Genomic DNA, 18876 nt, shown 5'->3' with positions numbered 1-18876 from the left:
TCCGGAGCGACAGACGCCGGAAGGCGCCGCATCTCGAAGATTATTGGGGAAAGCCCCCTGAACCGATCAGGCAAACAGGCCGGGGATAGGCCTGTTCCTTGGGCAATCAGCCACCGCCGCGGGCTAGAAGCCGAGACTGGCCAGCAGGTCATCGACCTGGCCTTGGTCGTCCACCGCATCGGTGTTTCCCAGCTTGATCTGGGGGCCGTTGAGCAGGCCGTGGCCGGCCTCTTGCCGCTTGTCAATGGGGGCGTTGTCAATCAACAGTTGCAGCAGCTGCGTCTCCATGTCCTTGATCACGTCCATCATTTTCTTGATGACTTGACCGGTCAGGTCCTGGAAGTCCTGGGCCATCATGATTTCCATGAGCTGCGCGTTGGTCGCACTGGTCTGCTGCGGGACGGCCGCCAGGTAGCTGCGCGTGTCCCTCACCAGGTCACGTGCATCGTCCAGCTCCAGCGGGCTGGCAAACCACACGTCCCAGCGCTGGGACAGGGTGATGGCCTGTTTCGACAGGTTGTCCTGGATAGGCTGAGCCACATCGATTGCGTTGAGCGCCCGTTCCGCCGCACGTTCGGTCATCTGGGCGACATAGCTCAGGCGGTCACGCGCATTGGGAATGGCCTCGGCCGCCCGGGCAATGCCCTTGTCCAGGCCCAGCTCGCGCATGCCCTCGCGCATCTGGCGCGTCAGATGCCCGATGCGATTGACCAGCTGTTCGGTGGAATCGCCCACGGCCGCAGGGGAGATTGTGTCGTGAGCCATGTCAAGCACCTTCTTTTTCTATTTTTTCGAAGATCTTGGTGATCTTTTCCTCCAGCGTGATGGCTGTAAACGGCTTGACCACATACCCGTTGGCTCCCGCCTTGGCTGCTGCAATGATGTTTTCCTTCTTTGCTTCCGCCGTCACCATCAGCACCGGCAGCTTGGCGAACGAGGGATCGGCGCGAATCGCCTGCAACATCGCCAGGCCGTCCATGTTTGGCATGTTCCAGTCCGAGACGACAAAACCGTAGTTGCCGTTGCGGACTTTTTCCAGGCCAACAGCGCCATCTTCGGCTTCATCCACGTTGACGAACTCCAGCTCCTTGAGCAGGTTGCGAACAATTCTTCGCATGGTCGGGAAATCGTCCACGACCAGAATTTTGATATTTTTGTCGACCACGTTCACTCCAAATTTTGACTACCAACACACATCAACGGGCGGCTCACAAGGCGCCACCCAAGCGCTCTTCCACTTCGCCTACACCCGATTGCTCCGCGCACCGAGGGACCTCAGGTAGGTCATCACGCGCTGGCTCATTTCCTGCAGCGGGGCGACCTCACTCACTGCGCCGATGGCAATCGCCTCGCGCGGCATGCCAAAAACCACACAACTGGCCTCGTCCTGTGCCAGCGTATGAGCGCCGGCCTGCCGCATGCGCAGCAGGCCTTCGGCACCGTCACGTCCCATGCCGGTCAGAATCACGCCGATGGCATTCTTGCCGGCGTGTATTGCCGCCGAATCAAACAGCACATCCACCGAAGGACGATGCCGGTTCACAGGCGGCTCCTGGTGGACCTGCGCCACGTAATTGGCGCCGCTGCGCGTGAGAGACAGATGAAAGCCGCCCGGCGCGATGTAGGCGTGACCGGGCAGAATTCGCTCGCCATGAATGGCTTCCGACACAGCGATGCGGCACAGACTGTTGAGGCGTTGCGCGAAGGAATTTGTAAAACCTGCGGGCATGTGCTGCGCAATCATGATGCCCGGGCTGTCCGGGGGCAGCGGCTGCAGGACCTCGCGAATCGCTTCGGTTCCACCGGTTGATGCACCAATGATGATGAGTTTTTCAGTACTCAGCAGCGGACTGTGCAGCGGCAGCACTTCCGCCGCGGTCGCCATGCCTCCTGGTGTTGCAACCCGCTTCGCGGGCAGCAGCCGGGCCGTGGCAGCGATGCGGATTTTCCCCGCAATGAGGTCGGTGTAAGACAACAAGCCATCGCGTATGCCCAGGCGTGGCTTGGTGACAAAGTCAATGGCCCCCAGCTCCAGCGCACGCAGCGCGGCTTCCGAGCCACGTTCTGTCAGCGAGGACACCATCACCACGGGCATGGGCCGCAGGCGCATCAGTTTTTCGAGAAATTCGAGCCCGTCCATGCGTGGCATTTCCACATCCAGCGTCATCACGTCGGGGTTGTGCAGCTTGACCAGGTCGCGGGCAACCAGAGGGTCGGAAGCGGTCGCCACCACCACCATGTCGGGCTGGCTGTTGATGATTTCTGTCATCAAACTGCGTATCAGCGCCGAGTCGTCGACACACAACACCCTGATTTTTGGAACGCTCATAAAGCCCACGCATTCTTGTTGGCGGCGTCGCGGACGGCGTCCCTGTCGAAGAGGTCTACCTTGCTGCGTCCTTGCCGTCCTGACAAGGCCTGTGCCAGGGCCTGTTCGCCGCGATCGACCTGCGCAAGGTCGTCCTGCTGACTGAGCTTTCGCATGGTGACTTTACCGGTCGCCGGGAAATAGTTGATGCGGCGTGGCAGCTTTCCCCGCAGATCCTGGGCCGCTATCCGGACCTGCTCCATCTGGAGATAACGCAGCACAAAATCGGCGTTGCGCTCGCCTATATTGAGCATGGTCATATTGGCCAGGACCGCTCCGCCGCCGAAGACCTTGGCCTCCAGCCGCTCACGCCTTGCGCCAGCCTTGAACAATTCATTGAGGAGCATTTCCATGGCATAGGCGCCATAACGCATGGCAGAGGCTGCACCACGAGACCTTGGGTCGGCATCCTCCGGCAGCATGAAGTGATTCATTCCACCCACGCCTGCTGTGCTGTCACGCACGCAGGCGGACACGCACGACCCCAACACGGTTGTCAGCACCATGTCGCTGGACGTGACGAAGTACTCACCGGGGAGCAACTTCACCGCTGAGATGCCAAACTCACGATCGAAATAGTGATGGGTGGCGACCGTCTCCATGTGCGCCGAACTCATGTCACCGCCTTGGTGCTGCTGCCAACCAACTCATAAATCGTCTGCCCACGCAACCGAAAAGTCTGGCTGGCGAATGAAAAGTTCTCTGAATGTCCGGCAAACAGAAGTCCATGCGGTTTCATCAGGGGTGCAAACCGCTGCAGGATTTTTCCCTGGGTGGGTTTGTCAAAATAGATCATGACATTGCGGCAGAAAATCGCGTCAAACGGATCCTTGAGTGCCCACTTTGGATCGAGCAGGTTGAGCCGTTCGAACTTCACCATCGCTGCCACCTCCGGCCGCACGCGGACCCTGCCTTCATGCGCTCCCGTGCCTTTGAGGAAAAACCGCTTGAGGTAGGTAGGCGGAAGCTTGCTGACCTGTTCGGCAGTGAATACACCCGTCGCCGCCTTGGCCAGGACCTGGGTGTCGATATCGGTGGCCACAACACTGGCCGCGCCCGCCCGGGAGCCCAGCGCGTCGATCAGCGTCATCGCGATCGAATAGGGCTCCTCCCCCGTGGACGCGGCCGAACACCAGACCGTCAATGGCTGCGGGCATTTTTTGGCGTGCTCTGCCAGCACCGGGAAGTGGTGCGCCTCACGAAAGAACGCCGTGAGATTGGTGGTCAGCGCATTGGTGAACAGCTGCCACTCGTCACCGTCCGGATTGGCTTCCAGGAAGCCAAGGTAGGTAGAGAACTCCTTGAGTCGCAGCTCCCGCAAGCGCCGCGCAAGGCGGCTATAGACCATTTGCCGCTTCTGGACGCTCAGCGCTATTCCCGCCCGCTGATGGATCAGCTCGCGTATTCGCGAGAAATCGTGGTCAGTCAGGAGAAAGTCCGGTCCGACCGGTGCAGCTGTAGCGAAATCCGTGTTTGTAGTCATGTTCTTTGATGCCATCGCGCGCGCCGGGTAGATCCCTTGTGCATCGTGTCAACGGCATACGCTTCAATGTATCCAGCCCCCGCCTGTATCGATACACGGAAAAGCACTCCAAACACCCTGCTCTTTTTGGTATGCCGGGACAATCCGCAACAGGAAGGCGGTCCTTGGCCGGCGAACGTGCAACGGCCTGAAACTAAAGCTTGATGTTCTGCGCCCATGCCAATGCCGACACATGCGCCTGGTTCACGTCCACAGCCGTCATGAACAAGGCATCTGCGTGAAGGGCCGAGCACCCTTCCTCCTGCTCGCAGGCCTCCACCAGCGCAAGAAACGGTCCATACGCGCCCTCACGGGCAAGCAGGGCCTGCACCACTGCTTCAGGCAGGAGTATCCTGCTCAGCACCTCCTGCATAGGAATTCCCAGCAAACGGTCAAGCAGGGAAAACATGCCGACAAAAAAGAGGTTTTCAGCCTCGCTTTTCGGGAGCGTCCCCCGGCCGAGCAACTCCGCAAAGCGCCCGCGGACAATCGCGGCCTGCATCAGCGCCGGTGAGAATCCGGTGCTGCTGGTCGCTGCCAGCAACAGCGAGAGCCAGCGAAACAGCGGCCTGTAGCCGAGCATGGCCACCGCCAGCCGAAGCGATTCGATTTCGACCTCGATGCCGAAACCAGCGGAGTTGATGTAGCGGAACAGTTTGTATGAAATGGTTGCATCGTGTTTGAGCACCCTCTCAAGCTCACGTACATCGGCATTGTCCTGAACCATTTTCATCAGCTTGAGAATCAGTGCCGTTTGGGGTCCCAGTTCCCCATGGGGATTCGACTCGCGAGCCGCAAGACAAAGATTCGGAAAGAAACCGGTCAAACCCAGTGCCGCGCAGGCGTCAAACTCCCGCCATCCCGGGAACTGCCTCACGATCACGGAAAACGACGAGTCGCTGTGCTGGGACAGCCGGCTTATTGCAGCCAGATCCGGGTGATCGGGCGCGACCTCCACCTGCGTGACAATGGACAGCAAGGCCGGATTCGAGATCAGGCAGCCAAGCTCTGCATCCCGCAGCGCGACGCCAAAACCCCGCTCGATCAACGACGCGACAAAAGTCAGGTGCCGGGCGCCCAGCAGGTCGCCTTGCTTGAGAACCAGCACCGTCGTGGCCGGGGAAATGGTTTTCAGCGCCTCGGTGGACAGTAGCGCAGGAACGGCATCCATATACAACAAACCCAACCCGTCGGCGGCATGTTCGCCGACAAAGGCCAGCAGTTGGCGCAGGTCGGCCTCGCTGGACGGAGCGTCGCTTTTTTCCTTTTTCTGCCATCCGAGCTTGTAGCCCAGGACATTTTGCCGGGGATCAAGCAGGGGAGCGCGCACAAGGTATTTGGTTTCAAACATCAAGCTTCTAACCAGGTGGGATGACAAAGATAAACCCGCCTTGCGTCGGCGTGCCGATAGCGGGCCTTTCCTGAAGTAACTGTAAGGACAACTGGCGGGATTGATTCCTGAAAGAAGACAAGAAATGATCCCTTTGTTTTTGATTTCAAAAAACTGCGCTTACTCTGAAATCCGGATAACCGCCCTTGCTTTTTTCCGGCCCAAGCTCCCACTGCGGGGGTCTCCCTGCACCGGTCCGGCCTGCGACCCGGTGCCAATTTATTTTCGAAAAACTTCTAGAGTTTGATGTTCTGCGCCCAGACCGTCGCAGCGAGATGTGCCTGATTGACGCGCTGGGCGTCCATGGACAGCGCACTGGCCAGCGCCGCCGCCCCCCCCTCGCCTCGCTCACACGCCTCTGCCAGCGCAAGAAACGGCCCGTACACCCCTTCGCGGGAGCGCAGCGCCAGCGCGACGGGCTCCGGCAACACCACCAGACGGAATACCTCGTCGACAGGAATACCCAGCAGCTGGTCCAGCAGGGAAAACATGCCGACGACAAACAGGTTATCCGCCTCACTCTTGTGAAGCAGCCCTTGACCAAGCAGCTCGATAAAGCGCCCGCGAATAATGGCGGCCTGCAACAATGCAGGAGAGAACCCGGATTTGCTGGTGATGGCCAGCAGCAGCGAAAGCCAGCGAAATAACGGCTTGTAACCCAGCATGGCTACCGCCTGGCGCATGGACTCGATGCGGCCGTCCAGGCCGAACCTCGCGGAATTCATGTGATGGAGCAATTTTTCGGCAATCGTCGCATCCTGATTCAGGATTTTCTCGAGATGACGAATGTCGGCGTTGTCCTGAACCAGCTGCATCAGCTGCAGAATCAGCACGGCTTGGGGGCTTGGCTTTTCTCCCGGGTTCGGCGGGCGCGGCGTCAGGCAGATATTCCCAAAAATCCCATTCAACCCCATGAGGGCGCAGGCATCAAACTCCCGCCATCCGGGGAACTGGTTCACCACCACGGAGAGCGGGATTTTCCTGTTCCTGGCGAGCTTGTTGATCGCGGCCAATTCCGGATGATTCGCGCCAAGCTCGACGTGGGTGACCAGAGGCAACAGCGTCTCGTCTGCCTCCAGGCAGGCGAGGTCCGCATCACGCAACGCCAGGCCAAAGCCCCGTCTGCGCAGCCCCGCTGCGAGCGCCAGATGGTCCTCCTCCACCAGGTCGGCACGGCTTAGCACCAGCACCGTGCTTGCAGGCGGCAAGGACTGCAGCGCGGCAGCAGACAGGACGGCAGGAACGGCGTCGAGAAAGAGCAGGCCCAGCCTGGCATCGACCACATGCTCGGCAACAAAGGTCAATAGGTGACGCAGCTCCGCCTCACCGGGCATGTCGTCGCTTTCGCCAGTTTTCTGCCATGCGAACTTGTAGCCAATAACCTTCTGCTTGGGATCAAGCAGGGGGGCTCGAACAAGGTAGCTGTCGGCAGCCATCAGACGCCAAGCCTCGCTGACACAAACACGACCCGGCACTTTTTCATAACGGTCTTTTTCATTTTTTTACTGTAAGCGGTGAGAGGCGATGTCGATTGCCGGAGAAGAATGAAAATTCCCCTTCATTTTCCCGATTAGGAAAAGAAAACGGCAGGCCTCTTGGCCAACGCAAGCCGGCCGCGGTGGCGGCGCGTTTACCGTCTAGCAGGGTGCTGGACTCCGTCGGTGCCGCGACGATGATGCCGGACGGAGCATGGCCGGAGCGGTACCGGAACGCGTGCTCACCGTGCGGGCTAAAGCTTGATGTTCTGCGCCCAGGCAAGCGCCGACAAATGCGCCTCGTTCACGTGGGTTGCCGTCATGGACAGGGCTTGGGCAAAATGCGCAGCACGGCCATCCACCTGCTCGCTCGCCTCGACCAGTGCCAGAACCGGCCCGTAGACGCCCTCCCGCGAAAGCAAGGCCTGCGTCACTGTTTCGGGCAAGGTCAGTTGCCTGAGTACTTCCTGTACCGGAATTCCTAGCAAATGATCGAGAAACGAAAACATGCCGACCACAAACAGGTTTTCCGCCTCTCTCCTGGATAAAAAACCTTGCCCCAGCAGTTCTGCAAACCGCCCGCGAACCATGGCGGCCTGCATCAGTGCCGGGGAAAACGCCACGGTATTGGTCCTCACCAGCAGGAGCAAAAGCCAGCGGAACATGGGCGCATAACCTAGCATGGCAACGGCATGTCGCGGCGAATCGATTTCAAACTCCAGGCCAAACCCCGCAGAGTTGATATACCGCAGCAATTTATAGGAAAGGGCCACGTCGCTCTTGAGCACTTTTTCCAGGTGACGTATGTCGGCATCACCCTGAACCATGTGCATCAGTTGCAGAATCTGTTGCGCTTGAGGACCCAGTTTCCCCGGCGAGCTCGTCGCCCGGCGAGCGGCACACAAATTCCGGAAGATGCCGTGGACGCCGGAACCAGTGCAGGCATCAAACTCCTGCCAGCCTGAAATGTTGTCCACAACCAGGGCCATGTCCGGCTGCCTGCGTCGGGCCAGACCGGCTATCTCGCCCAGGTCTGGATGGCCATGGGGGAGAAAAATGTAGCTCAGGTGAGGAAGCAGCTGCTCGTTGGCCTTCAGAAAGGCAAGGTCAGCATCGCGCAGCGCCAGGACACCGCCCTTGTCCCGAAAGGACGCCGCCAGAGCAAGATGGCTGTCAGCGATCAGGTCGGACGGTTTAAGGACCAGCACCGTGGCTTGAGGCGACAGGGTTTGCACTGCTTCCTCAGGCAGCCCCGCGGGACCCGTCTCCATAAAAAACAGGCCCGACTTGATCTCGCCGGAGCGCCCGGCCAAAAGGGCCAGCAGCTGATCCGCGCCAGCTCCGCCAGAGGTTTCGTTCACGGCCCCGTCGCTCTGGCACGCCAGCCTGTAGCCAATGACGTGTTGCTTCGCGTCCAGCAGCGGTACTCTGAAAAGAAAGCTATTTTCGCGTGACAATCTCTGGCGCCAAGTGGTGAGAAGAAGTTATCCCCGTCTTTGATCTATCGCGCAGACAGCGGGCTTTCCAACCGAAACTATAAACTTGGGAAATGAACTTGATCATCCAAGAAAGCCTGGAATCATCCCTCTGTTTTCCGGATTCAAAATCAGGCTGCTGGCGGAGGCCAGCTGGAAGAGTCCGACTCCTGCGGCAGCGACATGAAGAAGCTGGCGCCGCCCTTGTCAGCAGCAACAGCCCAGACCTCACCGCCGTGCAGTTGGGCCACACGCTTGACAATCGCCAGGCCCAAGCCGGTGCCAGGAAAATCCACCGACGAATGCAGGCGCTCGAATGCCGTGAACAGTTTGTCGGTGTAGGCCGTATCGAAACCGGCCCCATTGTCAGAGACCGACAGGACGATCTCCGTCGGGTTTTCCCCCGGCATGAGGCCCACCCTGATCCAGCTCTGCTCTTTCCTGGCGGTGAACTTCCAGGCGTTGTCGAGCAGACAGGCCAACGCAATGCAAAGCTGGTCTTTGTCACAGACAAGCGGCAGCGCAGGCTCCATCTCAAGCACCAGACGCCGGGCCGGCTCGCGCTTGTGCAACTCGGCCACAATGCGCTGGCACACGGGGGCCAGGTCCACCCGTTGCGGCGCCATGGGCATGCTCGGCAGATAGGTCAGGGTGCGCAGTTCATCGATCAGCCTGGCCAGTTGGAGGCTGCTCGCCTGAATGCGCGCGAGGTAATGCTGACCTTGCGCATCAAGCGCTGCGCCATGGCGCTCTGCCAGCGTGGTGGCAAAACCATCGATAACATGCAACGGCGCCTTCAGGTCGTGCAGCATCGCGCTCGTGAAAGCCTTCAGTTCACCCTGGCTGCGCTGCAGTTCGCCGGTGCATTGCGCGATGCGCATCTCGAGCTCTTCATTGAGCCTGGACAGATGGGCATCGGCGAGGTGACGCGCACCAACGTCAGTCACACTGACCAGCACGGCCGGCCGCAACGTCCATTGCACGCTGGAGCAGGCCAGTTCAACAAGCATGAGCTCGCCATCTGCCCTCTTCTGGGTGCACAGCCGCATTTCCTGCTGAAAGTCACCCGGCGGCAGCGAGTCCAGCAGGGATGCCCCTTCACCCTCGGGGGAAAGCGCTTCAACGAAAAGCGCCTTCAGCGCTGCCGGCACCATGCCATACAGCACGGCAGCAGCGTTGTTGGCAGCCAAAATGTGCCGTGAGCCGGCATCGAACAACCACATCGCCTGCGGATGGGCGTCGAACAGGGTCTGGTTGCAGGACTCGCTGTATCGCAGCGAACGCGAGGCCTGCTGGATGGCGCTGATATCCCTGAGCGTTACCAGCAAGCCGTCGTCATGCTGGCGCAGGCAGTACTCGACCCACTGCTCCTCAAACGCATGCCAGACGACAAAGGTGTGGCTTCCGGTTTCCAGCAGCGCCTGCTCGGTGGCGCCGCGGTACTCATCTGCAATTTCTTCCGGTACCGCATCCCAGAAATCAATCCCCCGGAGATTGCCGAGCGCGGAGTGCATGAGCACCTGGGCACAACTGTTGAAGGCCACCACCCGGCCGGTGTTGTCCAGCAAGACAATGCCGTCGGACGACAGATCGAGGCCGGCCTGCAAGGCCTCCGCGTTGGCGCACGCCTGCCCGGATTGGGCTCCTGGAAGCAGTGCCCGTCGGCTTCCCCTCAGCGACTTCAGCCATGCTTTGAAATGGGTCAGCGGGGCCAAGACCAGGCCTCTTCAAACGCGGGGGGGATGCTGCCCTGGTGCGTCGTTCCAGGAATACCTGCACACGATGAAACCGATTGATTCGCGCCCGGGGTCAGACGCCAACCACAGACGCAGCCTTGGCCAGGATTTACCAGGGACGGAAGAGCGAGGGTACGCCTTCATGTGTCGACAGGTCCGGGCGGCGTCCTAGCGCCACTTGCGGTTGGCCACCAGCAGCGCCGTGACGTACCCATGCAGCCAGTCGAAATTGATCGGCTTCTCAAGGTAGTAGGAGTTGGGTGGCAGGCCGCCTCTTTCCGTGATGGATTCGCGGGGCAAGCCGCTGATGACGAGGATCTGCATGGCCAGCAACTGCTGGTTGCGCTTGAGGGCCCGCAGCATTTCCATGCCGTCCACGCCAGGCATGTTCAGGTCGGTGATCAGGAGGTCCGGGCGCATGCTGGCAATGTCCATCAAGGCCTCCAGCGCAGACGGCATGAAGCTGCAATCCACCGCCATGTCCCATCCGTCGAAATGGGCCTTGTAAAGCTCGCAGGTGGCCTCGTCGTCTTCCACCACCAGGACGCTCAGGCGATTGCGGGGATCTGCGTCCACCTGGGCACGTTGCGGACTGTGTTTCTGGAGGTAGGCATTGATGGCACGCAGGGACAGCCGGCGGTGGCCTCCCAGGGTTTTCCAAGCCTCAATCTCGCCCTTCTCGACCAGTGACTGCACGGTAGCTACCGACAAACCCAGCAGTTTGGCGGCATAGGTGGTTCCGCAATAGTCATCGCTGGAAAAATCGCTCGCAGTGATGGTCTTTTCGAAAGTTTGGGGTTCGCGGGACATAAAAACACCTATTGAATACTACATCTGCAATTTAAACAATTTAATGAATTTAAGCAATTGGATTTAATAACCATCAATTCATACACACTTTTTACAATTGGCGCCTGCGCCCTGCTCACGCAACGGCCCCGCTGCCGGGCAGGGTAAAAAAGAAGGTGGCGCCCTTGCCGGGTTCAGCCTGAGCCCAGACCATGCCACCATGGCGGCCAATCACCCGGCTGACGGTGGCCAGCCCCACACCGGTGCCTGGAAACTCGGTCACCGCATGCAGCCGCTGAAAAGTATGGAATAGCTTGTCGGCATAGGCCATGTCAAAGCCCGCGCCGTTGTCCTGCACGAAAAACACAGACAGCCCGGCAGCGTCGGTCGTTCGTCCGACCCGGATATCGGTATGTGACCGCCCGGAAGAAAATTTCCAGGCGTTGCCGAGCAGGTTTTCCATCACCACGTGGATCAGTCGCCCGTCGCCCTGGGCCTGCAAGCCCTCTTCGATGGTGATGCTGGCCACGCGCTCCGGGTTGCGTCCCTGGCATTCATCGGCAATTTCCCGCGCCATCACGCTCAAATCCACCGTTTCATGGCGCAACTGCATGCGCGAAACCTGCGCCAGGGACAACAGGTCCTCGATCAGCCGCCCCATCTGGGCCACACCCGCATGGATACGCGACAGGTAGTGCTGGATTTTTTCGTTCGGGCGGCCGGCGTTGAGCTGCTTGGCCAACAGGCGGCTGAAGCCGTCCACCGTGTTCAAGGGTGAACGCAGATCATGCGAAACCGAGTAGGAAAAGGCTTCTAGTTCCTGGTTGGACAGGCGCAGGGCTGACTCAATGTCCTTGATTTCGGTCACGTCTGCGTCGATGCCGACCCAGAACATCACGTTAGCCTGATCGTCCAGCACCGGGGAAGCCCGGTAAGACATGGTGTGGTAAGTGCCGTCCGCCGCACGCAGTCGCCGCATCCCCACGTAAGCCGTCAGGCTCTGGCGGGACATCTTCCATTTGGCAGACATGTCAGCGAGGTCATCGGGGTGCACCACGGCGACCCACTTGTATCCGAGCCAGTCAGCCGGTGTCCCACCCATCAACTCATACCACTTGCGGTTCAGGTAGGTCACCTTGCCGTCGTCATCGACATTCCAGATGATCTGCGGAGCCTGTTCGGCCAGTGCCCGAAACAGGGCCTCCTGTCGCGCCAGGGCGGCGGTCCTTTCCACGACTTTTTCCTCCAGCCCCTGGTTGAGCTGCTGAACCTGCTCAAAAAGCTGGCTGTTTTCAATGGCGATGGACGCCAGTTGCGCGAGCTCGACACCCACATACTCGTCCTGCAGGGTGAACTCCCCGTCGTATTTATCGCTCAATTGCAGCAGCCCGATGTTCTCGCCACTCTGGCCGGTCAGCGGAACAGCCAGCCAGCCGGACAGGCCTGCCCCGGTGCCATCGCCAGCACCGATCCAGCGCGGATCCGCCTCCAGCCCGGACTGGGTCAAGCGCATCGGCCGGTTGGTCTCGCAGACGGCCGTATCCAGGCCACAGGCATGAGTCAATCGCACCAGGTCGCGGCAGTGTGCATATTTGTCCGAATGCGACACGGCGTTGACAGTCCGCGCCTGCTCTCCGGAAACCGTCAGGCTTACCACGGCCTGGTGGGCGCCCACCACGGCCCGGACCTGGTCCACGGTTTCCTGCATCGTTGCCTCGACGGTGCGGTGGCGCGTGATCGCGTGGGTCGCGTCGGCGGCACGCTGCAGCGTGAACAGGTAATCCTGTACTTCTTTTTCGGCCCTGACCTGTGCGGTGATGTCCAGAGCGACCGCGAACCGCGCATCGCGTCCCATGTAGGTGATGGCCCGGGCCACGGTCTCCACGGGAAACTCAATGCCGTCCTTGCGCAGATGCAGCCAGCGGCCAGGCTGGCCGATGACGCCCAGGGCAAGATGCTGCCTCAACCGGGCCTGCTCCCCCTCGGACCGGATGTCGAATAGCGTCAGCTGCAAAAACTCTTCGCGGGAGTGGCCATAGTTCGCGACCGCAGCCTCGTTGACCGCGAGAAACCGGGAGGTCTCGGCGTCGACGATCCACATTGGTACCGGCGCAGCCTTGAACAGGGCCGCATAACGTTGCTCGCTGTCGATCATGGCCTGCTCGGCGAGTTTGCGCCGGGTGATGTCGCGCTCGACGGCGACGATGTGGGTCACCCGCCCCTGCGTGTCTGCAATGGGCACCATGTCCAGGTCCAGCCAGATCGCTTCACCGCTCTTCTTGTAGTTGATCAATTCCGCACGCACGGACTCTCCCTTGCGCAACGCCGAACCGATGCGATCCAGCTCGGCGCGCTGGGTTTGCGGGCCCTGCAGAAAACGTGGTGACCGGCCCAGCGCTTCCTCGCGGCTGTAGCCGGTGCGCCGCTCGAACGCGTTGTTGACAAACACGATGCGCGGCCCCGGCTCATCCAGCGGATCGGCTTCTGTGATCAGCACGATGTCGTTCAGCCGGGAGATGGCAGTCTCCAGCAACCGGAGTTGCGCCTGGGATTCATGCTGGTCGGTGATGTCCTGGAGCACCCCCATGAGGCGCACGACCTTGCCGTCCCTCAACATGGCATGTCCCCGCGTGCGCACCCAGATGCGGCGTCCCCGCGCCGTGACCAACGGCACCTCCATGTCCCAGGGCGTGCCGTGGGCCAGCGCCGCGGCCAGCGCGGCGCGCGCCAGGGGCTGCATGTCCGGCGGGTGAAACTCGAGTACCTGCGCCGTTCCCAGTGGCACGGACGGATCGAGGTCAAGAATCCGGTACACCTCTGCGGACCAGTAAGGTGTCATGGTCTCGACGGTGAACTCCCACCCCCCGATGCGCGCCATCTCGCCGGTCTGCTGCAGCAACTCCGTGTGGCGGGCCACGGCCAGTTCCGCCTGCTTGCGGGCCGTGATGTCCTGAACCACGCCGGCACGCCACACGATCTGGCCGCTGCCGTCGGCATGGGACTCCCCGAGCTGGTGTATCCAGCGGATCTGGCCGTCCACGGTGCGGATGCGGTACTCCACGTCCATGCGCTGGCCCTCCTGCATGGCAGCCTCCCGCACGCGGATGTAGCCGTCACGGTCTTCCGGATGGATCATCGCAATCACGGTGTCCGGTCGCCCGTCAAAGCCCGCCCGGGTCAACCCGAAGAGTTCGTACACCTCGTCGGACCACCAGAGCCGGCCGGTGACCAGGTTCAGTTCCCAGTTGCCGATCCGCCCCAGCCGCTGGGCGTTGAGCAGCTTGCGCTGGACCTCGCTGAGCTGCTCGTAACTGCGCATCTGCTCCAGCTGCAACTCCTGCATCTGGGTGATGTCTGAAAACACCATCAGGGCGCCCACAATGCCGTCCGCGCCCTGCATCGGACGGTAGGTGCAGCTGATCAGGCGGCCCACCGGCTCGCGCTCGTTGCGCACCAGCATGGGCAGGGGGCCGCCCCTCTCGCCGCTCAGGGCCTTGTGCAGGGGCAGGTCCTCGAAACCATACAGGCGCTGCGTGTCCGGGACAAACAGCCCCTGGCGCTGGGGCCACAGCGGCGCCAGCACCATGGAGGTGTCATCAATGCCGAACAACTGGGAGGCGGTCTGATTGACCAGGATCACCCGTCCGGCAGCGTCCACCGCCAGCAGGCCTTCCTGCATGCTGTTAATGGTCAGCTCCAGCGCGGCATACGCCTGCCGGTTTCGCGTCAGTTCATTTTCCAGAGCCCTTTCGCGATGCTGCAGCGAGTCAGCCATCAGGTTGAAGCCCGCCGCGATTCTGGAGAATTCACTCTGGACCTCACCCGGTCGCATGGGTACACGCGCGTCCAGGAAGCCCTTTTCCAGCTCCCGCGTGGCGTGAAGAAGCTGGCGGGCCGGCGCCACAATCGAACGGCTGGCAATCAACCAGGCAAGTCCCCCGCCAAGAAGCGCCACCAGCGCAAGCGCCGCCAGCTCCAGCCACAGCTGGCGCCGGACAGGCGCGACGATCAGGTCGCGGTCCATGCTGACCGACACAAAAACCGCGGCTTCCGTGTACGGACTGCTCGGCATGAACGCCCACAAACGTTCATGGCCCCCGCCATCCGGGCCTTCGCGCACCCCGGTGCTCATGGACTTGACTGCTTCCTGCAAGACAGGGCTGCGAACCTTTTCGCCCACGCGGATAGGCAGGGCCGGTCTGCCCGCCAGCAGGGCACCCTCGCGGTCCTGAACGCCCAGTGCAGCCCCCGACGGCAGCTGTATGCCCGCAATCGTGTCGGCCATCCGGGCCAGATCGAAGGAGGCGTACACCACCCCGGTTACCTTGTCATCAGCCCCCATGACCGGCAGTGCAAATGTCAGGACCGGCGTGCCGGTCAGCCGTCCGATCGCATAGGTGCCGACCACAAAGCGGCGCTGGGCGATGGCATCGCGGAAATAGGTGCGATCACCCAAAAAGACTTTCTTGGTGCTCCCCAGCGCGTGGCAGCGGGTTTGTCCGTCCAGCCCCAGAACGCCCAGATTGGCGTACTCGGGAAGATGGCGGGTCAGGCTTGAAAAACGGTGGTCGCAGTCGGCGTTGTTACCGTCCTGCACTTCCGGCAGCGAAGCAAGCAGGGTCAGCACCTGCCGGGCGGAGTCGGCCACCCGCTCCTGGCTCGCAGCGGCGAGCGAAGCGGCGAACTGCAGGTTGGCCTTGGCGCGTTCCACCTCAGCGTCAGCGTTATGCAGCGCCTTGAACATCGACAGGCCGAACAGCGGGACAATCGCCACCAGCACCAGCACGACAATGCGCGTGCGCAGGCTGACGTTCACTTTCATGCGGTGACCCGCTGCGGCATGGGCCAACGGGGGCGGGACGCGCCCGGACAGGCGCACATGAGACGGGGCTGAAGGGCTTGAAAAGGAATCAGGTCGGTGTTCATTCGGTCGGTGTTGCTGAAGCAGGCCGCCAGCGGCCGCTTTCAGATGGACTCACCCGACTGTAAGTCATCTGCGACAGCCCTCCCGCCTTGTTCCACCGACGGGACCCGCCTGGTCGCAAGGGCTGGCCAAGCGGCGGTCAAGCGGCGGCGATGGACTCGTTGACCCGCAGCCAGTAGTCCTGCAGACGATTGAGCTTTTCCGTGAAGTCGCCGAAATCGACCGGCTTGCGCACAAAGCCGTTGGCGCCGCTCTGGTAGCAGGCAATGATGTCGGACTGCTCGCTCGACGAGGTCAGCATGACCACCGGAACCAGCGCCGTCAACGGGTTGCTGCGCAGGCTGCGCAAAACATCCAGGCCAGACAGCTTGGGCAGCTTCATGTCGAGCAGGACAAAGGCTGGCTGCTTCTGTGTATCTCGCCCTGCGTGGGCGCCCTGGCCAAACAGGTAATCCAGCGCCTCGGCGCCATCGCGCGCGGTCACGATGGCCGTGTCCGCACCCTGCTCCTGCAAGGTCAGGACAGTGAGCTCCAGGTGGTCGGGGTTGTCCTCCACCACGAGAATGGGTTTGTCATGCATAAAAAACCTTTATGTTCATCGCATTCTTTGGTGTTTTTATCATATTTGATATATTTGATATATTTGATATATTACAGAAATTTACATATTTGTCCAGCATCTTGTGACCGTTTTTTCGATGCTCCCAAAGCGCCCTGAGGGACGCATTGGTCCGCCCTTGCATTGCTACCACCTCGGGACCGCCTCTTCCTTCAACTGGCTGCGCAGCTCGGCATAGTCAGGAACCACCGTACGCACAGTGTCCCAAAAACGCGGACTGTGGTCCATCACCCGCAAATGGCTCAGCTCGTGCACCACCACATAGTCGATCACCGACTGCTTGAAGTGAATCAGCCGCCAGTTCAGCCGGATCGCACCATCGGCGCTGGCGCTGCCCCAGCGCGTTCCGGCGCTGCTCAGGCTCAGCTTTCGCCACTGCACACCCAGGTGGGGCGCAAAGTGGTTGAGGCGTTCGGTGAAGAGGCGCTTGGCCTGGCGCATCAGCCAGGCCTGCACGGAGTCGCGGATCTGCTCCGGCGTCGCATCGTGCGCCAAGGCGATGTGCAAGCTCAGACCCACCTCGCCTGGCAGGCTGCTGTCGGGCGCGTCGGCGCCGGTGTGCAGTACAGACCCGGGCCCAGCGAGGCTCTTGAGTTCACCGCCCACCGCACCAAAGGCATGCCGCGGGTCAATCACCACCGTCACGGGCTCACCGAGAAAAGGCAGGGTAGCCCCGTCTTTCCATTCGATGCGCGCCGACTCGAGCCGGACATGACGGGCGCGGGTTTCCTGCAGCTTGCGCACGATCCAGCCGGATTTTTCCTGTACGGCCTTGTCGATGTCATACAGCGGCACCCATTTGGGCGCGCTGACGACCAGCCCTTCGGCTCCGACTGAAAACCCGATGGTGCGCCGCTTGCCGCGCCGGAACTGGTAAGCCACCACGGCGCCCTCCAGCAGGGCCTCGCGTGTGGCCGCAGGGTGGCGGTAGGTGGCCGGCGCCAGCACTTGCGCCAGGGTTTGGGGCGCTAACGCGTCCGGCGCGTCATTTGCTACTATTTTTATAGCGACACCCGCAGGACCGGCATGGGCTGGAGGCTGATTTGACCTTGGTCCGGCACGCTTTCCAGGAGGAGTTGCCGCAGGCCTGGCAGGCTCCAGGTCAAAAAGGTCAAGCGTGAACTGGAGAAGCCGTTGCATGCAAACAGTTTAGCGCTGTGACGGCTTGCCCGGGGCGGGCCCTACGCGCTGGCGCCGGCGGTTTCCGGATAGGCCTCGGGGTCGAGCCGGCGCATTTCCGCTTCGATCCAGGTCTCGACCTCACGCATCAGTTCCTCGGGCTTGCGGCCCACGCTGCTGATGGGCTTGCCGATCGAGATGTCGACGATGCCCGGTTTCTTGATGAAGGCCTTGCGCGGCCAGCACTTGGCCGATGTCACGGCCACCGGAATCACCGGCGCGCCCGTCTCGATGGCCAGCCGCGTGCCACCGGACTTGTAGACGCCTTTTTTTCCGCGCTCGATCCGCGTCCCCTCGGGAAACATGATGACCCAGACCCCCTGGCGCATCAGCCGGCGGCCCTGCTCGACCACCTTGTTGAAGGCCTGCGTGCGCTGGCTGCGGTCGATATGAATCATGTCCATGCGCGCCATGGCCCAGCCGAAAAAGGGCACGTACAAAAGCTCCTTCTTGAAGACATAGGCCAGCGGGTGCGGCATCAATGTCGGCATTGAAAACGTCTCCCAGGTGCTCTGGTGCTTGAGCAGCAGGACGGCCGCGCTGGTCTCGCCGGTCGGCAGGTTTTCCATGCCGGTCACGCGGTTGCGGATGCCGAGGATCACCGTGCCACCGCTGACAGCCAGGCGCAGCCAGCCGGCACACATCCAGTAGATCTGCGTGCTGCTGCCGAACAGCGAAAAAAACAGGACAGCCAGCCCCCAGGGAATCACGGTAACGATCATCCACAGAAGATGCAGGACGGAGCGAATCAGGGGCATGGTGTGTTTTTCAGTCGATTTTCAAGCAACACATGGCCACATCCCTTTTAAACAGGACGCAGGGAGCTACTTTTTCTATAGCATCAGGCGGAGGCACTGCGCGCCAGCAGGAACTCCACAAAGGCCGGCAGGTCGGCATGCAGCTGCGCGCCGGGCGGCAAGCCTTCCGGCTGGCCGCCGTCCCGGTACCTTGCCGATTTTCCGGTCAGCACCAGGTGCGGCTCGCAACCCGCGGCAGCACCCGCCAGCAGATCACGCACCGAATCACCGGCGGTCGGCACACCCTTGAGCGGCACGCCAAAACGCGTGCCTATCTGCTCGAACAACCCGGGCAGGGGCTTGCGGCAGGTGCAGGTTTCTTCCGGGCTGTGCGGGCAATAAAACACCGCATCGACGCGCCCGCCCACAGCGGCCAGCATCTTGTGCATCTTGGCATGCATGGCGTTGAGCGAAGCCACATCAAACAGGCCGCGCCCCAGCCCCGACTGGTTGGACGCAATCACCACATGCCAGCCGGCGTGGGTCAGCCGCGCAATCGCCTCCAGCGCACCGGGCAGCGGCACCCACTCGTCAGGCGTCTTGACGAAATCCTCGCTGTCGCTGTTGATGGTGCCGTCGCGGTCAAGAATGACGAGTTTCAT

15 protein-coding genes are annotated in these 18876 nt (G+C 61.4%); all 15 read right to left on the bottom strand.

Going from position 1 to position 18876, the window contains the following annotated elements; translation table 11 throughout:
• Positions 1-123 precede the first annotated feature (123 nt).
• Complete coding sequence (gene cheZ, locus B7G52_RS18290) at positions 124-765, bottom strand: protein phosphatase CheZ (RefSeq protein WP_096698959.1); 642 nt, start codon at positions 763-765, stop codon at positions 124-126.
• A gap of 1 nt (position 766) precedes the next feature.
• Complete coding sequence (gene cheY / locus B7G52_RS18285; RefSeq protein ID WP_096698967.1) at positions 767-1165, bottom strand: chemotaxis response regulator CheY; 399 nt, start codon at positions 1163-1165, stop codon at positions 767-769.
• Between the two features lie 78 nt (positions 1166-1243).
• Positions 1244-2329, bottom strand: a complete 1086-nt coding sequence (locus B7G52_RS18280) for a chemotaxis response regulator protein-glutamate methylesterase (protein ID WP_096698958.1) — start codon at positions 2327-2329, stop codon at positions 1244-1246.
• Entirely contained in the window at positions 2326-2985 is a 660-nt protein-coding gene (cheD, locus tag B7G52_RS18275; protein ID WP_096698957.1) for a chemoreceptor glutamine deamidase CheD, read from the bottom strand. Before cheD ends, B7G52_RS18280 begins: the two co-directional genes overlap by 4 nt.
• The gene (locus tag B7G52_RS18270; protein ID WP_096698956.1) at positions 2982-3851 is read right to left on the bottom strand and encodes a CheR family methyltransferase; all 870 of its coding nucleotides are present in this window, start codon (positions 3849-3851) and stop codon (positions 2982-2984) included. The genes cheD and B7G52_RS18270 overlap by 4 nt, the downstream gene beginning before the upstream one ends.
• A gap of 193 nt (positions 3852-4044) precedes the next feature.
• The gene (locus B7G52_RS18265) at positions 4045-5241 is read right to left on the bottom strand and encodes an EAL and HDOD domain-containing protein (RefSeq protein ID WP_096698955.1); all 1197 of its coding nucleotides are present in this window, start codon (positions 5239-5241) and stop codon (positions 4045-4047) included.
• 275 nt (positions 5242-5516) lie between these two features.
• Positions 5517-6716, bottom strand: a complete 1200-nt coding sequence (locus B7G52_RS18260) for an EAL and HDOD domain-containing protein (RefSeq protein ID WP_096698954.1) — start codon at positions 6714-6716, stop codon at positions 5517-5519.
• Positions 6717-7009: 293 nt separating this feature from the next.
• Positions 7010-8212 carry an EAL and HDOD domain-containing protein gene (locus tag B7G52_RS18255; protein ID WP_096698953.1) on the bottom strand — a complete coding sequence of 401 codons (1203 nt, stop codon included), beginning with the start codon at positions 8210-8212 and terminating at the stop codon, positions 7010-7012.
• Positions 8213-8361: 149 nt separating this feature from the next.
• A complete protein-coding gene (locus tag B7G52_RS18250; protein ID WP_240523518.1) occupies positions 8362-9837 on the bottom strand; it encodes an ATP-binding protein in 1476 nt (491 codons plus the stop codon).
• Between the two features lie 297 nt (positions 9838-10134).
• Positions 10135-10776 carry a response regulator gene (locus tag B7G52_RS18245; RefSeq protein ID WP_096698952.1) on the bottom strand — a complete coding sequence of 214 codons (642 nt, stop codon included), beginning with the start codon at positions 10774-10776 and terminating at the stop codon, positions 10135-10137.
• Between the two features lie 115 nt (positions 10777-10891).
• Complete coding sequence (locus B7G52_RS18240) at positions 10892-15577, bottom strand: PAS domain S-box protein (RefSeq protein WP_096698951.1); 4686 nt, start codon at positions 15575-15577, stop codon at positions 10892-10894.
• A 241-nt stretch (positions 15578-15818) separates the two neighbouring features.
• Positions 15819-16259, bottom strand: a complete 441-nt coding sequence (locus B7G52_RS18235; RefSeq protein WP_096698950.1) for a response regulator — start codon at positions 16257-16259, stop codon at positions 15819-15821.
• A 165-nt stretch (positions 16260-16424) separates the two neighbouring features.
• Entirely contained in the window at positions 16425-17438 is a 1014-nt protein-coding gene (locus B7G52_RS18230) for a M48 family metallopeptidase (protein ID WP_096698949.1), read from the bottom strand.
• 41 nt (positions 17439-17479) lie between these two features.
• Positions 17480-18235 carry a 1-acyl-sn-glycerol-3-phosphate acyltransferase gene (locus tag B7G52_RS18225; protein WP_096698948.1) on the bottom strand — a complete coding sequence of 252 codons (756 nt, stop codon included), beginning with the start codon at positions 18233-18235 and terminating at the stop codon, positions 17480-17482.
• An 83-nt stretch (positions 18236-18318) separates the two neighbouring features.
• Complete coding sequence (gmhB, locus tag B7G52_RS18220) at positions 18319-18876, bottom strand: D-glycero-beta-D-manno-heptose 1,7-bisphosphate 7-phosphatase (protein WP_096698947.1); 558 nt, start codon at positions 18874-18876, stop codon at positions 18319-18321.

The sequence above is a fragment of the Polaromonas sp. AER18D-145 genome (genome assembly GCF_002379095.1).
Classification (GTDB): domain Bacteria; phylum Pseudomonadota; class Gammaproteobacteria; order Burkholderiales; family Burkholderiaceae_C; genus Polaromonas.
This window is presented reverse-complemented; position numbering and strand designations above follow the sequence as displayed.